This is a genomic window from Bacillus sp. GW823-FHT06A10 (assembly GCF_058795375.1).
The window spans coordinates 1,354,995-1,370,359 of the sequence record NZ_JBXAHT010000001.1; the positions used below are offsets into that span (position 1 = coordinate 1,354,995).

A 15,365-nucleotide genomic window follows, 5' to 3' on the forward strand; every position below is an offset into this window, starting at 1 on the left:
GTGAGAATTCGCATCAATCTTTTTATTTATATTCACCAATATAAGTTTATAGATGAGATTCGATAGTGCTATAATGATAGGTAGCATGTAAAAATGCTAAAATTTTCAAAAGTACTAATATAGAAAGAGGAGGAGAATCGATTGAGAAAGATATGGGGGATTCTTTTTCTTTGCTTAACATTCATGTTAGTTGGATGTGGTAAAGAAGAAAAACCACAAGAAGCGTTTGATACATATGTAAAAGCGTGGAATAAACAAAAATTTGCAGATATGTATGATCAACTATCAAAAAATGCAAAAAAAGATATTTCAAAGAAAGAGTTTACTGAGAAATATGAAAAAATTTATTCTGGTATCGAAGTGAAAGACTTAAAGGTAGAAACAGGGGAAATAAAAGAAGATAAAAAAGATGAAGGCCCTGTTCCTTTTAAAGTAAGCATGGATACAGTTGGTGGTAAAATTACTTTTGGCCATGAAGCAAAAATGGTGAAAGAAAAAGATGGAGATAAAGAATCTTGGAAAATAGATTGGACTCCTGATTTTATTTTCCCTGGCATGACGAAAGATAGTAAAGTACGTATGCAGACAACACAGCCAAAACGTGGTGAAATATACGATCGTAATGGAAAAGGTCTTGCAACGAATGGGAAAGCTTCTGAAATCGGATTGATTCCTGAAAAGTTAGGCGATACTGCTCCGCAAACGAAAGAAACAGTAGCGAAGTTATTAAATATGTCTGTAGAAGAAATTGATCAAAAATTAGCTGCTAAATGGGTAAAACCAGGGTATCTCGTACCAATTGGAATTTTGCCTGAAGGGGCAACGCAAAATACGTACATTGATTTACCAGGTGTTTCAACAAAACCTGTAAATGTTCGTACATATCCGTTAGGGGAAGCGGCAGCTCATCTGACTGGTTATATTGGAAAGGTAAATGCTGAAGATTTAAAAACGCTACAAAAGAAAGGCTATCAAGCTGATGACCCAGTTGGTAAAGCTGGTTTAGAGCAAGTATTAGAGGAAAAGCTACGCGGTAAAAAAGGTGGCCGTGTCTTTGTAGAAGATGCGCAAGGAAAAGAAATTAAAAACTTGGCAAAAACAGATGCTGTTGATGGAGAAAATGTAACTTTAACTATTGATAGTGCTGTTCAAGAAAAAACGTATAATGAAATGAAGGGCGAAGCTGGTTCAAGTGCAGCAATCAATCCGAAAAGTGGAGAAACAATTGCACTAGTAAGTAGTCCAGCATATGATCCTAATTTAATTGCACGAGGAACATCGAAAGCGCAACGCGAAGCTTGGAATAATGATCCGAAAAAACCGATGACGAATCGCTTTACACAATTATCGGTACCGGGTTCTGTATTTAAACCAATTACAGCTGCAATTGGTCTTGAAACGAAAACAATCGATCCAAAAGAAGAGTTGAAAATTGAAGGATTAAAATGGACAAAAGATTCTTCTTGGGGTAATTATTATGTAACGCGTGTGAAAGATGCAAATCCGATTGATTTTGATAAGGCGATGAAATACTCGGATAATATTTACTTCGCACAAGAAGCTTTGAAAATCGGAAAAGACAAGTTTATGAGTGAAGCGAAAAAATTCGGATTCGATGAGAAACTACCAATTGAATATGGATTCCCTGCTTCTAAAATTGCAAATGACGGCATTAAAAATGATATTCAAATGGCTGATACAGGATATGGACAAGGTCAAGTATTAATGACTCCTCTTCATTTAGCTTTAACGTATGCGCCAATTGTAAATGATGGAACGATTCCATCACCGTATATTATTAAAACAGATAAACAACCAAAAGCTTGGAAAGAAAATGTAATTTCTAAAGGAAATCAGGATATATTAAAAACTGCTATGACGAAAGTAATTAATGATCCGGATGGTACAGGGAAAATTGCTAAAATTGATGGAATGACTCTTGCTGGAAAAACAGGTACAGCGGAATTAAAAGTATCAAAAGAGGCCGAAGGAAAAGAACTAGGCTGGTTCGCTGCATTTGATTTGAATGCGCCAGATATGGTCATTACAATGATGATTGAAGATGTAAAAGGTAGAGGTGGAAGTAACATTCCAGCTGAAAAAGTAAAACATGTTTTTCAAAAATAATATGTAATAAAAGGCTATCTCTATAATTTATAGAGGTAGCCTTTTTGTATGAGAAGTCTTAATATCTGTATACTAAATTTTAGAGAAACAAAATAAATCATTAACTTACGAAAAAAAAGTAGCTATTTTTTATTGACATTGAATAAAACTTTTTGTATTATACTTACATAAGGTAAGTTATTAACTTTTAAAAAACAAATCTTGAATTGAAGATAAAGAGAAAAAAGGGAGAGAATACAATGACAAAAGTACTATTTATCACAGCAAATCCAAATTCAGCAGAAGGTTCTTTCGGAATGGCAGTAGGGGAAGCTTTCATCGAGGCTTATAAAAACGAGCATCCACAAGACGAAGTTGTAACAATTGATCTATTCAATACTACTGTGCCAGCAATCGATGCAGATGTATTTGCCGCTTGGGGTAAATTTGCAGCAGGTGAAGGCTTTGAAACTTTAACGGAAGCTCAACAACAAAAAGTAGCAGCAATGAACACAAACTTAGAAACATTTATGCATGCAGATCGTTATGTATTCGTAACTCCAATGTGGAACTTTAGCTATCCACCAGTAGTAAAAGCATACTTAGATAACGTAGCAATCGCAGGTAAAACATTCAAATATACTGAAAATGGTCCAGTCGGCTTATTAGAAGGTAAAAAAGCACTTCACATTCAAGCAACAGGTGGCGTATATTCTGAAGGAGCATACGCAGCTGTAGACTTCGGACGCAATCATTTAAAAACTGTATTAGGATTTGTCGGTGTAAATGATACTGATTATATTGCAGTTGAGGGTATGAATGCAAACCCTGAAAAAGCACAAGAAATTAAAGAAGCGGCAATTGCTAATGCTCGTGAATTAGCAAAACGTTTCTAATATAGAATGCTTAAAAAGTCCAAACACTTGCTGTTTGGACTTTTTTTCTTCTTTTTCCTTCGTTTGTCTAGTATAATGAAGGTCGGAATGATAATAGGTGGGGGTTCTGTATGATTCAAACGTTTTTTAAAATCTTTTATTTAATTTTAATTGTAATTGCGATTACACCGAGAATGTGGCGTCTTAAAAGACAAGTAAATACGATGGCGCCAAAAGAAAAAGATAATGCTGTGTATAAAACGACAAATTGGTTTGGTAAGAAAATGGTACGTGTAGCTGGAGGGACAGTAGAAGTGAAAGGGCTTGAAAATGTTCCGAAAGACAAGCCGGTACTAGTTGTAAGTAATCACCAAAGTAATATGGATATCCCTGTTTTACTAGGTTACTTAAATAAACCAATTGGATTCGTGTCAAAGGCAGAGATTAAAAAGTTCCCAGTTGTACCAACTTGGATGGAACTTATGAATTGTGTATTTATGGATCGTAGCGATCGTCGTCAATCTCTTAAAGCAATTAAAGATGGAATCGAACTATTAAAGAATGGACATTCTATCGTAATTTTCCCAGAAGGAACGAGAAGTAAAGGTGGCGAAGTTGGAGAGTTTAAGGCTGGTAGTTTCCATCTTGCAGTAAAATCAGGTGTAGCAATTTTACCTGTAACGTTAGATGGTACATATAAGATGTTTGAAGCGAATGGAAATCGTATGAAGTCAGCTCATGCAACAGTAACAATTTCTAAGCCGATTACACCTGAAGAGTATGCGAATATGGATATTAAAGAATTAACGAAGCATACACAGGAAGTTATCGCATTACAATTACATAAGTAATAAAAAAGGTTTCAGCTTATAGTAAGCTGAAACCTTTTTTATTATGCTGTAGGTAAGACATAAAAGAGTACACAGAAGAACATCATCGTACTACCACCTAAAACGAACAGGTGCCATATGGCATGGTTGAAAGGTAGCTTTTCCCAAAGGAAGAATATAGCTCCGACAGAATATAAAATTCCACCTGCTAAAAGTAGTGAAAAACCATGTCCAGTTAGATTTTCATAAAGTGGTTTAATGGCAACGATTATGAGCCAGCCCATAATGATGTAACATAAAGTTGATGCCTTTATAAAGCGACGTACAAAGAAGATTTTGAAGACGATACCTCCGATTGCAAGTGTCCAAATTATAGCAAGCAACGTCCATCCTAATGGGCCACGAAGTGTAATAAGTAGAAAAGGAGTATACGTGCCAGCAATCAATAAATAAATGGCTGAATGATCTAAAATAGTAAATATTTTTTCTACTTTAGGATGATGAATGCTATGTAGCAATGTTGAAAACAAGTACAGTAAGAACATGCTTACACCATAAACAGTAAATGCGACTACAGCTGATGCGGTACCGTGCTTAGAAGCATGAATAATCAATATGATTAAGGCAGGGATGCTTAAAATGGCACCGATACCATGTGTAATTGCATTTGCAATTTCTTCTTTTACAAATTGGGTCATTCGTGTCATTTTTTCAGTCATAATGCAAATCCTTTCTACTATCATAAAATAATATGTCATTTTCCTTACCATATCATACACAAGAGCAATAGAAAATGAAATTTGTATAATTGATTATATTTTTGAATTTTTTTGACAAAAGGCAATGGATTTGTTGACGTTTTCAAACTTTTTTGACAAAATAAAATTATGTAATAGTAGGACAAGGAAACTACTAATAAAGGGGATGGGGAAATGTTTTCAAATATTGGCTTTCCAGGGTTAATTTTAATTTTAGTAGCAGTACTCATTTTATTTGGACCTAAAAAATTGCCGGAAATCGGGAAGGCTTTAGGGGAAACGTTAAAAGAGTTTAAAAAATCAACGAAAGAATTGACAGATGACGCATTTCAAGAAAAGGAAAAGAAAGAAAAACTGTAATGTATTTTCCTTGTAATGGATAAATAAAGTGTGGTGAACGAGATGGAAGATCGGGAAATGAGCGTAGTAGAACATATTGTTGAACTTCGAAAAAGAGTAATATATACGGTGTTATCCTTTGTACTATTTTTAATTATTGGATTTACTTTTACAAAGGATATTTATTTTTGGCTTGTAAAAGATTTACCAATGAAATTAACTGTTCTCGGTCCAAGTGATGTATTGTGGATTTTTTTCTCGATTGCTACAGTATTTGCTATCGTTTGTACAATTCCTTTTGCTGCTATACAAATTTGGTTATTTGTAAAACCGGGTTTACATCCAAATGAACAAAAGATGACAATAATGTATATACCGGTATTGTCTATATTATTTATCGCAGGTTTATGTTTTGGATACTTTATTGTAATGCCGTTTCTATTTCACTTTTTAACTACGATAGGTAATGAAATGTTTAATACGATGTTTACGACAGAAAAGTATTTTCATTTTGTACTTAATTTAACAGTTCCATTTGCGGTGATTTTTGAATTGCCAGTTGTTGTAATGTTTTTAACTAGTATTGGAATACTTACGGCGGAATTTTTAATAAAAATAAGAAGGTACGCTTACGTAGCATTGATTATCATTGCATCTTGTATATCACCGCCTGACTTTTTATCTCATAGTTTAGTTGCGGTGCCGCTTATTTGTATTTATGAAGTAAGTATTGCTTTATCAAAGGTTGTAAGTAAGAGGAAAAAGAAAAGAGAAGAAATGCAGTCGAAAAGTGCCTCGTTATAAAGGCACTTTTTTATTTATTTGTTATACTATAGCTATAAACGTATACAATATATAGAAGAAAAAAATTATAGAATCTCCAAAATTTAGACAAACTTTGCGCTTTTATAAGCTTATACTAAATGTATTAAACAATTGATGGGTAATGAGGTTCCCGTCTCAGGGATATTTAGGACGGGAAGATGGATTAGGTGGAGATGAATAGAGTATAAATCTTCTAGCCATAAGGACTACAGAAATCATATAAGTCTGATTTTACTCCACTTTAAACAACGTCTTACAGCGCAAAGTAGAGGAAGTTCAAAAATCCAATGAAAAAGAGGATTGATATTGTGATTACGAAAAGTTTTTATTTCACTCATTCAACAGGGGATTGTATTAAAATATTCGAAATCCCTGTCCTACAGGCACAGCATCCATTATCGTTTCTAATTCAGTCTCGTCTTCAATTATTTATTGCAAAAATTCAAAAACAAAAACATCCAAGATTTTCATATTCTTTCCGTGAATATTTACAAAATTGTTTGAAGTGGAATGATTATTTAAATGTATATAAAACAAATACTCTTGAAAAAAATGCATGATATAGAGTAGAGACAGGGTTAGGAGCTCTGTCTTTTTCATTTTAGATATAAAAATATAATTAATTTGATGAAATTTCGTTCCAAATTGTTGAAAGCAGTGGGAATACTAGTATAATAACAAGGAGAGCGTATTGGAAAGGGAAGAATATAATATGCAAAAAATTAAAATTGTAACAGATTCAACGGCAGATTTATCACAAGAGGTAATCGAGAAGTATGACATTCATGTTCTACCATTATCAATCTCTGTAAATGGACAAACATATTTAGATCGCGTTGATCTACAACCAGATGAATTTATTGAAGAAATGATTAAATCAGAGGAACTACCAAAAACATCACAACCTGCAATGGGTACATTTGTAGAAATGTACGACAAGTTAGGTGAAGATGGAAGTGAAGTACTTTCCATTCATATGACAAGTGGAATGAGTGGTACTGTAGCAACTGCAAATAGTGCTGCATCAATGACTGATACAAAAGTAACAGTTGTTGATTCTCAATTTATTACACATGCTTTAGCATATCAAGTGATTGAAGCTGCAAAAATGGCAAATGAAGGACGCTCACTAGAAGAAATTTTAAAACGTGTAGATGAAGTAAGAAAGAATACTCGTTTATATGTAGTAGTAGATACATTAGAAAACTTAGTGAAGGGTGGACGTATCGGTAAAGGAAAGGCGTTTATCGGTTCGCTGCTTAATATAAAGCCAATTGCTAGTCTTGAAGATGGTGTTTATAATCCTGTAACGAAAGTTCGTAGCCAAGGCCAAATTGTAAAAACATTAGCTAAGTTATTTGAGCAAGATACAGCTGGAAAAGTTGTAAAGGCTGTTGCAATTCCGCATGCGAAAGCAATTCCTTTAGCTGAAAGTATGAAAGCGGCGGTTGAAAAAGTGAGTGGGTTTGCTCAATCAGAAATTTTCTATACAACGCCTATAATTAGTACTCATACAGGTCCAGGTGCAATCGGATTTATGTATTTAGCAGAGTAATAAAAAAGCTACTTGAAAATATATTTCAAGTAGCTTTTTTATGTAAATAGAAAGTAAGAAATAAGAAGAGCTATACAGGCACTACCGCTAATGATATAGCGAGTCTGTAAATATTCATTCATAGATAACACCCTTTATCCTGCTATTTGCGGACAGTAAAACTCCCACCTCAAAATTTAGCTGGAGCAAAGAGGTTAGGTGGCGGGCTGTCCGTAAAAGCCCGATTGGTGAAGGTTAATAATCAGTGGGGATAAAGAAACTCCCACTGATTAAAATTTCATTATAGGATTTTCTATATTATATGTTGGATATAGAAAATCAGTCGTTACGTTACACATGTAAAGTTTCAATTTTTTCATTTACTTGCTTATCATTTGTTGCGTTACTATAAATAAAAGTTTGGCCTAAAAAGAGTACATGCAGTTGTTCCCATGGTAACATGCGCAAATTCCAATTATTTCGAAGTCTAGTTATTGCTTCACGAGGTGTTTCATCGGCGAGTGCAAAAGCTCCGTAATGCATCGGTATAAAATGCGTAGCGTTTAAATCTAAATAAGCTTGCACAGCTTCTTCAGGTGAAACATGAGATACTTTCATAAACCATTCTGGTTCATAAGCGCCAATGGGCATAAGAGCAATATCAATTAAAAAGCGTTCACCGATTTCTTTGAAACCTTGGAAATAGCCACTGTCGCCACAAAAATATATGGTTTCCATAGTCGTTTCATTATCAATAATCCATCCGCCCCAGTGAGACGTATTCATATCAAATAAGAATCTTCTCGTCCAGTGCTGAGCAGGTACGAAGTGAAAAGAAACTTCGTTAATTATCGTACTTTCCCACCATTTATACTCTTCTACATGTTTAAATTTCTTACGAGTAAATAATTTTTTTAATCCGATAGGTACAAGATATAGAACATCATCATTCAACTGACGAAGAGTTGAAAAATCTAAATGATCATAATGACCATGTGAAATAAGGACAATATCAATTTTAGGCAGTGCTTCTATAGAGAGTCCAGGTTCTGTAAGTCTTGTAACTAGCTTTAATTTATTGGCCCATACTGGATCTGTTAATATATTAAGTCCATTCGTTTGGATAAGAAAAGTAGAATGCCCAATCCATGTGACAGTCGTTTTTTTTACATTACTTTGCAAAAATGCACTTTGTTTAACGGGTGATTGTTCTACTAAGAAAGAAAAATCTTTTTTGTTTTGCTTTCGTTCTTTACGCCAGCGTAAAAAAGAGCGAATTGATTTTTTTGTACTAACATTATCCATATTTTCATAGCGCTTTGCCATGAACATCACCTCATTTACAATCGTTGTATTTGTATTGTACCGAAATGTTGTTAAGGAATACAGTGTAAAACATGGATTAATGTTTAAGGAATTGTTAAAAAATAGGGAGAGGTATTTACAAAAGTAACAATAAAATTAGTTTTATCAATTCTATTTATAGAAATAATAGTAAAAAAATATATTTTGTCTAGTAATTCGCTTGAAAGAAAGAAGTAACATACGTAAATTCGTACGATTTCGTGAACAAATGTAGTAAACAATTTTCTCGTAGTGTTAACTTTTGTTATTATAAACATAACCTATTTAAATTTAGGATAGAGAAAAGAGGTTTATAAATGAAGCGTTATCAAAAAATAATTGGTCTTATGGTTGTATTTTGTCTCTTTGTACTTGCTGGATGTAGTGAATCAGGTTCAAAGCTTCGTAAACCATTAAATTGGGATTTAGAAACTTTCCAATTTACAAATCAAGATGGAAAGCAATTTGGTACAAAAGATTTAAAAGGGAAAGTTTGGGTTGCAGATTTTATGTTCACAAATTGTCAAACAGTTTGTCCACCAATGACTGCAAATATGGCCAAGCTGCAAAAGATGGCAAAAGAAGAGAAGATAGACGTTCAGTTTGTTTCATTTAGTGTAGATCCAGACCTTGATAAGCCGGAAAATCTGAAAGCTTTTATTCAAAAGTTTACAGAGGATACTAGTAACTGGAATTTATTAACGGGATATTCGTTAGAAGATATTACGAAGTTTTCAAAAGATAATTTCCAATCACTTGTAGATAAGCCGGAGAATGGTCAGGTCATGCATGGTACATCATTTTATTTAATTGATCAAAACGGAAAAGTAATGAAAAAGTATAGTGGAATTAGTAATACGCCATATGAAGACATTATACGTGATATGAAGCGATTAGTGGATTAAAAATAAGGGTGCTATGCACCCTTATTTTTTTGCATTAGTCTATGGATAAAATGTCATGTTGTTGGGGAAGTTTCGGCGCCCGAATTTCTAATACGCCGTTTTGATAAGAAGCTTTTGCTGCTTTTTTATTAATTGAATACGGCAACTTAATCAATCTTGATGCTTCTGAAATGGAACGTTCCCGGCGATAATAGTTATGGGATGTTTCTTCTTCTTCTTCGAGTATCTCTTCTTTTACAGAGACTTTTAAGTATTCACTTTGTATTTCAATTTGAATTTGCTCTTTTTGTATACCTGGTAGTTCAGCTGTAACAACGAGTTCTTCACCAACTTCATATAAATCTACAGGGAATGTTAATAAACGGTTTCCTTTTTGGAAAAAATGATTTAAATCAGCGATTACATTGCGAAGAGGTGTTTGCTCGAAGAAATCATCAATTTGCTTTAAGTAATTACGAACCGGTGGGCGAGAAGAATCTTTTTTTTCTTCACTCATGGTATTCCCTCCTAGAAATCAATTTGCAATATCATATGACAAAAGCGGAGAAAGGTGAGTGCCTAGTTTTCATGTTTTCATAAAAAATTGTTAAAAATGTGAAATGGAGTGATTTTTTTATAGTTTTTGGTCGCCATATTCAGTTGATTATGCTAGTATAAATAGGGTTGATATAGTAGTATAGAAACAGAATGAAAACCGAAAGAGGGTAAGAAGTATGTGTGGTTTTGTAGGATGTTTATGTGAAAACCCTAGAGAGTTTTCAGAAACAGAAAAACATCAATTTGAAAATATGAACACGATGATTTTCCACCGTGGTCCAGATGACGAAGGATATTTTCGTGATGAACATGTACAATTTGGCTTCCGCCGTTTAAGTATCATTGACTTAGAGGCAGGACATCAGCCGCTAACTTATGAAAATGATCGATATGTAATTATTTTTAATGGTGAAATTTACAACTATGTAGAATTACGTGAAATGTTACTTGAAAAAGGTGCAACGTTTGCAACACAATCTGATACAGAAGTTATCATTGCATTGTATGCACATATGAAAGAAAAATGTGTAGACTATCTTCGTGGTATGTTTGCATTTATGATTTGGGATCGTGAAGAGAAGAAACTTTTCGGTGCACGTGACCACTTCGGTATTAAACCTTTATACGTCGCACAACAAGGTGATACTACATTCTTCGCATCTGAGAAGAAAAGTATTATGCATGTGATGGAAGATAAAGGAGTTAATCCAACGTCACTACAACATTACTTTACGTACCAATATGGTCCAGAGCCAGAAACATTAACAATTGATGTTAATAAAATTGAGCCTGGTCATTATTTCGTAAAAGAAATCGGTAAAGAGATGGAGATCCATCGCTACTGGAAACCTTATTTCAATGCTTCAAGCGCAACGAAAGAGGAGCATATCCAAGCAATTCGTGATGTGTTATACGATTCAGTAAAAGTGCATATGCGCAGTGATGTACCAGTAGGTTCATTCTTATCTGGTGGTATCGATTCATCTATTATCGCTTCTATCGCAAGAGAAATGAATCCAAATCTTTTAACATTCTCTATTGGTTTTGAACAACGTGGTTTCAGTGAAGTTGATGTTGCCAAAGAAACTGCTGAGAAATTAGGCGTTAAAAACCATAACGTATTCATTTCAGCGAAAGAGTTTATGGATGAGTTCCCAAAAATCATTTGGCATATGGATGATCCTTTAGCAGATCCAGCAGCTGTACCATTGTACTTCGTTGCAAAAGAAGCACGTAAGCATGTAACAGTTGTTCTTTCAGGTGAAGGTGCAGACGAGCTATTTGGTGGTTATAACATTTATCGTGAGCCAAACTCACTAAAAATGTTCTCTTACATTCCTAGCCCAGGTAAGAGCGTTCTAAAAGCATTAAGTGGTGCTCTTAAAGAAGGATTTAAAGGTAAGAGCTTCCTAGAGCGTGGATGTACGCCAATTGAAGAGCGTTACTATGGAAACGCGAAAATCTTCCGTGAAGAAGAGAAAGTTGAATTAATGAAGTATTACAATGAAAGTGTTAACTATATGGATATCACGAAACCATTGTATAACGAGATTAAAGATTATGATGATGTAAGCAAAATGCAGTACATTGACATGTTCACATGGTTACGTGGTGACATTTTATTAAAAGCTGATAAAATGACAATGGCAAACTCATTAGAACTTCGTGTACCGTTCTTAGATAAAGAAGTATTCGATGTTGCATCTAAAATTCCAACTGAATTTAAGATTGCTAACGGAACTACGAAAGCTATTTTACGTGAAGCAGCACGCGGAATCGTTCCAGATCACGTATTAGATCGTAAAAAACTTGGATTCCCAGTACCAATTCGTCACTGGTTAAAAGACGAAATGCATGATTGGGCTATCAATATTATAAACGAGAGTAAAACAGAGCATTTAATCGACAAACAGTATGTATTAAACTTACTGGAAGCACATTGTGCAGATAAAGGCGATTATAGCCGTAAAATTTGGACTGTCCTTGCGTTTATGGTATGGCACCAAATTTATGTTGAGCATAAATACGATACGAATAAGTTCCATGAAGAAACAAAACGTGCGTATAGCTTAGTTTAATTAGAAAAACCTTAAGATCGCATACGGTCTTAAGGTTTTTTTCATAAATAGGAAATATTATTGATACAATAATAGTAAAAGGATGGACGACATATGATTACGTTTGAGAAAGTTACTGTAGAAAATGAAAGCGTTGTTAAAGAAATGTTTAAATCGCATAGTTTAGGTGAGAAAAAGGTACAGTACTGTGTGAAAGTTGATGATACATATATTGGTGTAATAGATTATAGTGTTCAAGAGGAACGAGCTGTTTTATCACAGCTAATTATTCATTTTGATTACCAAGGTTACGGTTATGGTGCAAATACGTATTTTACATTTGAAGAAATGATGAAACAAAGAAATGTGAAAGAAATAAAAGTGCTACAAGAGGAATTAACAGAAAAGGCGAAGTCTTTCATAGAGAGTTTTGGTTTTACTTCAGAAGATGAAGAGTATGTAAAGAAAATATAACGATGATTACTTATGCGATAAAATAAATATAAGGCAGGTGGATGTATGACGATGACTTCTGGTCTTGTATTAATTGGAGGGTGCTTTATAGTAGCAGAATTATGTCATATACTCATTCGGAAAAGAATGAGTAAGAAAAAAAAGCCGTATGAATTACAATACGTCCCTGTCTTTTTCATTATGTTTTGTATGCTTAGTACATTACAAAATCTAATGAACTTTCCACCACTTGTGAATGTTTTTTTAAAGTTCGGTTTACTTTATAGTGGTGCTGGAATAACACTTTTATTTATTTTATTTTGCATACGTTATGTTCACTATCAATCGTATATATTTATTTTAAATTGGTTAAAGCAAGATGATAGAAAACGCCTTACATAAGGCGTTTTTTTTATTTGTAATTGTAACAGAACTTGTACATTTCACATAAAATAGGACGAGTAGCAATGCAAACATATTACAAGAAAGGGGCGGGGCAATAAAATGAAACTTGTTATAGACGCAGGGCACGGTGGATATGATTCTGGTGCTGTTGGTAATGGTTTAGTAGAAAAAAACTTAACACTTCAAATTGCTAGACGCGTTCGAGACATTTTAACGGTAAATTACCCAATTACAATTAAAATGACACGTGATAGTGATGTGTTTATTTCTTTATCGGAACGTGCTAATATTGCCAATGCTTTTGGTGCGGATTATTTTATTTCATTTCATATTAATAGCGGCGGGGGTACAGGTTTTGAAAGCTATATTTATAATGCGTTATCCAACAGCAGCACTGCATATGCAAAGCAACAAAAGATGCATACAGCAGTAAATCCTGTATTAACAAAATACGGTCTTCGTGATCGAGGAGCAAAAAAAGAAAATTATGCGGTATTAAGAGAAACCACAATGGATGCAATTTTAACTGAGACTGCCTTTATTGATACAACGTTTGATGCAAATTTATTAAAAAATCCACAATTTATTGAAGATCTAAGTCAAGCGTATGCGAATGGAATAGCGGCTATTTTTGGAGTAGCTCCAAATCCACAACCTCCTAACCCACAACCGACACCTCAAACGAAGGGAATCGCTTATATCCTTGGGAAAAATGTAAATTTAAGAAATGGTCCATCAACTTCTTCCTCAGTTATTCGTCAATTAAATTCTCCAGAATCTTACGTTGTATATCAGGAAAGTAACGGATGGTTAGATTTGGGGAATGGACAATGGGTGTATAATGATCCTTCTTACATTAATTTTGTAAAGACAAGTAATAGTGATGGAAGTCCGATTGGGGTTGCATATATACAAGGGATGAATGTAAATTTAAGAAGTGGTCCATCAACTACATCTGCAGTTATCCGCCAATTAAATTCTCCAGAATCTTATTTAGTATATATAAATGAAAATGGTTGGTTAAACCTTGGTGGAAAGCAGTGGGTATATAATGATCCATCGTATATTAAGTATACTCAATATTAGCAATTAAAATGATAATGCAATATGGATGCGTATCTTTGTTATGTATAACAAGGGTACGCATTTTAATAACAACATTTATTTTCATACTTATGCACTATGTTTTAAAAAGAAACATTAGAAAAGCGGATAGAATCTAAATAGTATATATTAAAAAAGTTTTCTGATATACATTGACAATGTATGTAGGATACATTAATCTTTAATTGTTAATGATAATCGATTTCATCTAGGGAGGACATATGATACATACTAAAAAACTAATTATGTTCTGCATTATGATACTCATGGTTGTAATTGCAGGATGTAGTAAAGAAGAGAAAAAGGAAAATGATATATCAGCGAAAGCAAAAGATTCATATACGGTAAAGCATGCAATGGGCGAAACGACAGTAAATGGTACACCTAAAAAAGTTGTTGTTTTAACGAATGAAGGTGCAGAGGCTCTTCTAGCTGTGGGCGTAACTCCAGTGGGGACTACAAAACCACGTGCTGGTGATGAATGGTATCCTCATGTAGCGAAAGAGTTAAAAAATACGGAAGTTGTAGGAACTGAACGTGATATTAATTTAGAGGCTGTAATGAAGCTTAAGCCAGATTTAATTATCGGAAATAAAATGCGTCACGAAAAAATATATGATCAGCTAAAAGAAATCGCACCAACTGTTTATGCAGAAACATTACGCGGTGATTGGAAAGAAAACTTTACGCTTTATACAAAAGCTGTAAATAGAGAAAAAGAAGGGCAAAAAGCTCTTGATGATTATAAAAAACGTATTGAAGGAATGAAAGAGAAGTTAGGCGATAAATTGAATTCTAAAGTTTCTATTATTCGTTTCGTGCCAGGTGATGTTCGTATTTATCAAAAAAACTCATTCTCGGGAGTTGTGTTAAATGATATTGGGTTTAAACGACCACCATTACAAGATAAAGATGATTTTGCGATAAAAGGAATTACAAAAGAGCAAATTCCAAATATGGACGGAGACTACTTATTCTATTTCACGTCTGATAAAGATGCAGATAAGAATAATGAAGGAAATTCGTTAGCAAAGGAATGGACAGAAGATCCACTCTTTAAGCAACTACAGGCTTCTAAAAATAATAAAGTATTCCAAGCAGATGAGATAATCTGGAATACAGCAGGCGGTATTAAAGCTGCGAACCTTATGTTAGATGATATTGAAAAATATTTCCTTAAATAAATGATAAAATACATCACTTTTACGAAGTGATGTATTTTTTGTTTGTGAAAATACAGAAAATTCCTTCTTTCGGGGTGACATAAGTTGTACAATAAAATCAATCATGTGA

General features: G+C 33.9%; 16 protein-coding genes. 13 read left to right on the forward strand and 3 right to left on the reverse strand.

What is annotated here, in order from left to right; all coding sequences use genetic code 11:
* The first annotated feature begins 141 nt into the window (after window positions 1–141).
* The 3 genes from pbpC (at window position 142) to AC1Q8M_RS07030 (ending at window position 3,832) form a co-directional block, all read left to right on the forward strand.
* Window positions 142–2,127 carry a penicillin-binding protein 3 gene (gene pbpC / locus AC1Q8M_RS07020; RefSeq protein WP_001227231.1) on the forward strand — a complete coding sequence of 662 codons (1,986 nt, stop codon included), beginning with the start codon at window positions 142–144 and terminating at the stop codon, window positions 2,125–2,127.
* A gap of 239 nt (window positions 2,128–2,366) precedes the next feature.
* The gene (locus AC1Q8M_RS07025; protein ID WP_000170028.1) at window positions 2,367–3,002 is read left to right on the forward strand and encodes an FMN-dependent NADH-azoreductase; all 636 of its coding nucleotides are present in this window, start codon (window positions 2,367–2,369) and stop codon (window positions 3,000–3,002) included.
* 110 nt (window positions 3,003–3,112) lie between these two features.
* Window positions 3,113–3,832 (forward strand): lysophospholipid acyltransferase family protein, encoded by a 720-nt coding sequence (locus AC1Q8M_RS07030; protein ID WP_000616580.1) that lies wholly within the window; start codon window positions 3,113–3,115, stop codon window positions 3,830–3,832.
* A 41-nt stretch (window positions 3,833–3,873) separates the two neighbouring features.
* On the opposite strand, the gene trhA is transcribed toward AC1Q8M_RS07030, so the two are convergent.
* The gene (trhA, locus tag AC1Q8M_RS07035) at window positions 3,874–4,530 is read right to left on the reverse strand and encodes a PAQR family membrane homeostasis protein TrhA (RefSeq protein ID WP_000136890.1); all 657 of its coding nucleotides are present in this window, start codon (window positions 4,528–4,530) and stop codon (window positions 3,874–3,876) included.
* Window positions 4,531–4,743: 213 nt separating this feature from the next.
* On the opposite strand from trhA, the gene AC1Q8M_RS07040 reads away from it, so the two are divergent.
* The 4 genes from AC1Q8M_RS07040 to AC1Q8M_RS07055 all read left to right on the forward strand — a co-directional run bounded on the left by AC1Q8M_RS07040 (window position 4,744) and on the right by AC1Q8M_RS07055 (window position 7,288).
* The gene (locus tag AC1Q8M_RS07040) at window positions 4,744–4,929 is read left to right on the forward strand and encodes a twin-arginine translocase TatA/TatE family subunit (protein WP_000492442.1); all 186 of its coding nucleotides are present in this window, start codon (window positions 4,744–4,746) and stop codon (window positions 4,927–4,929) included.
* A gap of 42 nt (window positions 4,930–4,971) precedes the next feature.
* A complete protein-coding gene (gene tatC / locus AC1Q8M_RS07045; protein WP_000390119.1) occupies window positions 4,972–5,712 on the forward strand; it encodes a twin-arginine translocase subunit TatC in 741 nt (246 codons plus the stop codon).
* Window positions 5,713–6,041: 329 nt separating this feature from the next.
* Window positions 6,042–6,293 carry a DUF2535 family protein gene (locus AC1Q8M_RS07050; protein ID WP_000629012.1) on the forward strand — a complete coding sequence of 84 codons (252 nt, stop codon included), beginning with the start codon at window positions 6,042–6,044 and terminating at the stop codon, window positions 6,291–6,293.
* Between the two features lie 152 nt (window positions 6,294–6,445).
* Window positions 6,446–7,288: a DegV family protein gene (locus AC1Q8M_RS07055; protein WP_029948540.1), complete on the forward strand. Its 843-nt coding sequence runs from the start codon at window positions 6,446–6,448 to the stop codon at window positions 7,286–7,288.
* A gap of 330 nt (window positions 7,289–7,618) precedes the next feature.
* Here AC1Q8M_RS07055 and AC1Q8M_RS07060 read toward each other — a convergent pair whose 3' ends face one another.
* A complete protein-coding gene (locus AC1Q8M_RS07060; RefSeq protein ID WP_001129640.1) occupies window positions 7,619–8,593 on the reverse strand; it encodes an MBL fold metallo-hydrolase in 975 nt (324 codons plus the stop codon).
* A gap of 335 nt (window positions 8,594–8,928) precedes the next feature.
* On the opposite strand from AC1Q8M_RS07060, the gene AC1Q8M_RS07065 reads away from it, so the two are divergent.
* Entirely contained in the window at window positions 8,929–9,516 is a 588-nt protein-coding gene (locus AC1Q8M_RS07065) for an SCO family protein (protein WP_000833332.1), read from the forward strand.
* Window positions 9,517–9,550: 34 nt separating this feature from the next.
* Here AC1Q8M_RS07065 and AC1Q8M_RS07070 read toward each other — a convergent pair whose 3' ends face one another.
* Entirely contained in the window at window positions 9,551–10,012 is a 462-nt protein-coding gene (locus AC1Q8M_RS07070; protein ID WP_001288086.1) for an Hsp20/alpha crystallin family protein, read from the reverse strand.
* A 217-nt stretch (window positions 10,013–10,229) separates the two neighbouring features.
* Between AC1Q8M_RS07070 and asnB the strand changes: the two genes are divergently transcribed.
* From asnB to AC1Q8M_RS07095, 5 genes are all read left to right on the forward strand, one after another.
* A complete protein-coding gene (gene asnB / locus AC1Q8M_RS07075) occupies window positions 10,230–12,131 on the forward strand; it encodes an asparagine synthase (glutamine-hydrolyzing) (protein ID WP_000333826.1) in 1,902 nt (633 codons plus the stop codon).
* Between the two features lie 93 nt (window positions 12,132–12,224).
* The gene (locus tag AC1Q8M_RS07080; RefSeq protein WP_000627519.1) at window positions 12,225–12,584 is read left to right on the forward strand and encodes a GNAT family N-acetyltransferase; all 360 of its coding nucleotides are present in this window, start codon (window positions 12,225–12,227) and stop codon (window positions 12,582–12,584) included.
* A gap of 51 nt (window positions 12,585–12,635) precedes the next feature.
* Complete coding sequence (locus AC1Q8M_RS07085) at window positions 12,636–12,965, forward strand: hypothetical protein (protein ID WP_000200465.1); 330 nt, start codon at window positions 12,636–12,638, stop codon at window positions 12,963–12,965.
* Between the two features lie 102 nt (window positions 12,966–13,067).
* Window positions 13,068–14,054, forward strand: coding sequence for an N-acetylmuramoyl-L-alanine amidase (locus AC1Q8M_RS07090; RefSeq protein WP_000779888.1), 987 nt, complete (start codon window positions 13,068–13,070; stop codon window positions 14,052–14,054).
* Between the two features lie 239 nt (window positions 14,055–14,293).
* On the forward strand, window positions 14,294–15,256 hold the full coding sequence (locus tag AC1Q8M_RS07095; protein WP_098855549.1) for an ABC transporter substrate-binding protein: 963 nt from the start codon (window positions 14,294–14,296) through the stop codon (window positions 15,254–15,256).
* The last annotated feature ends 109 nt before the right edge of the window (window positions 15,257–15,365 follow it).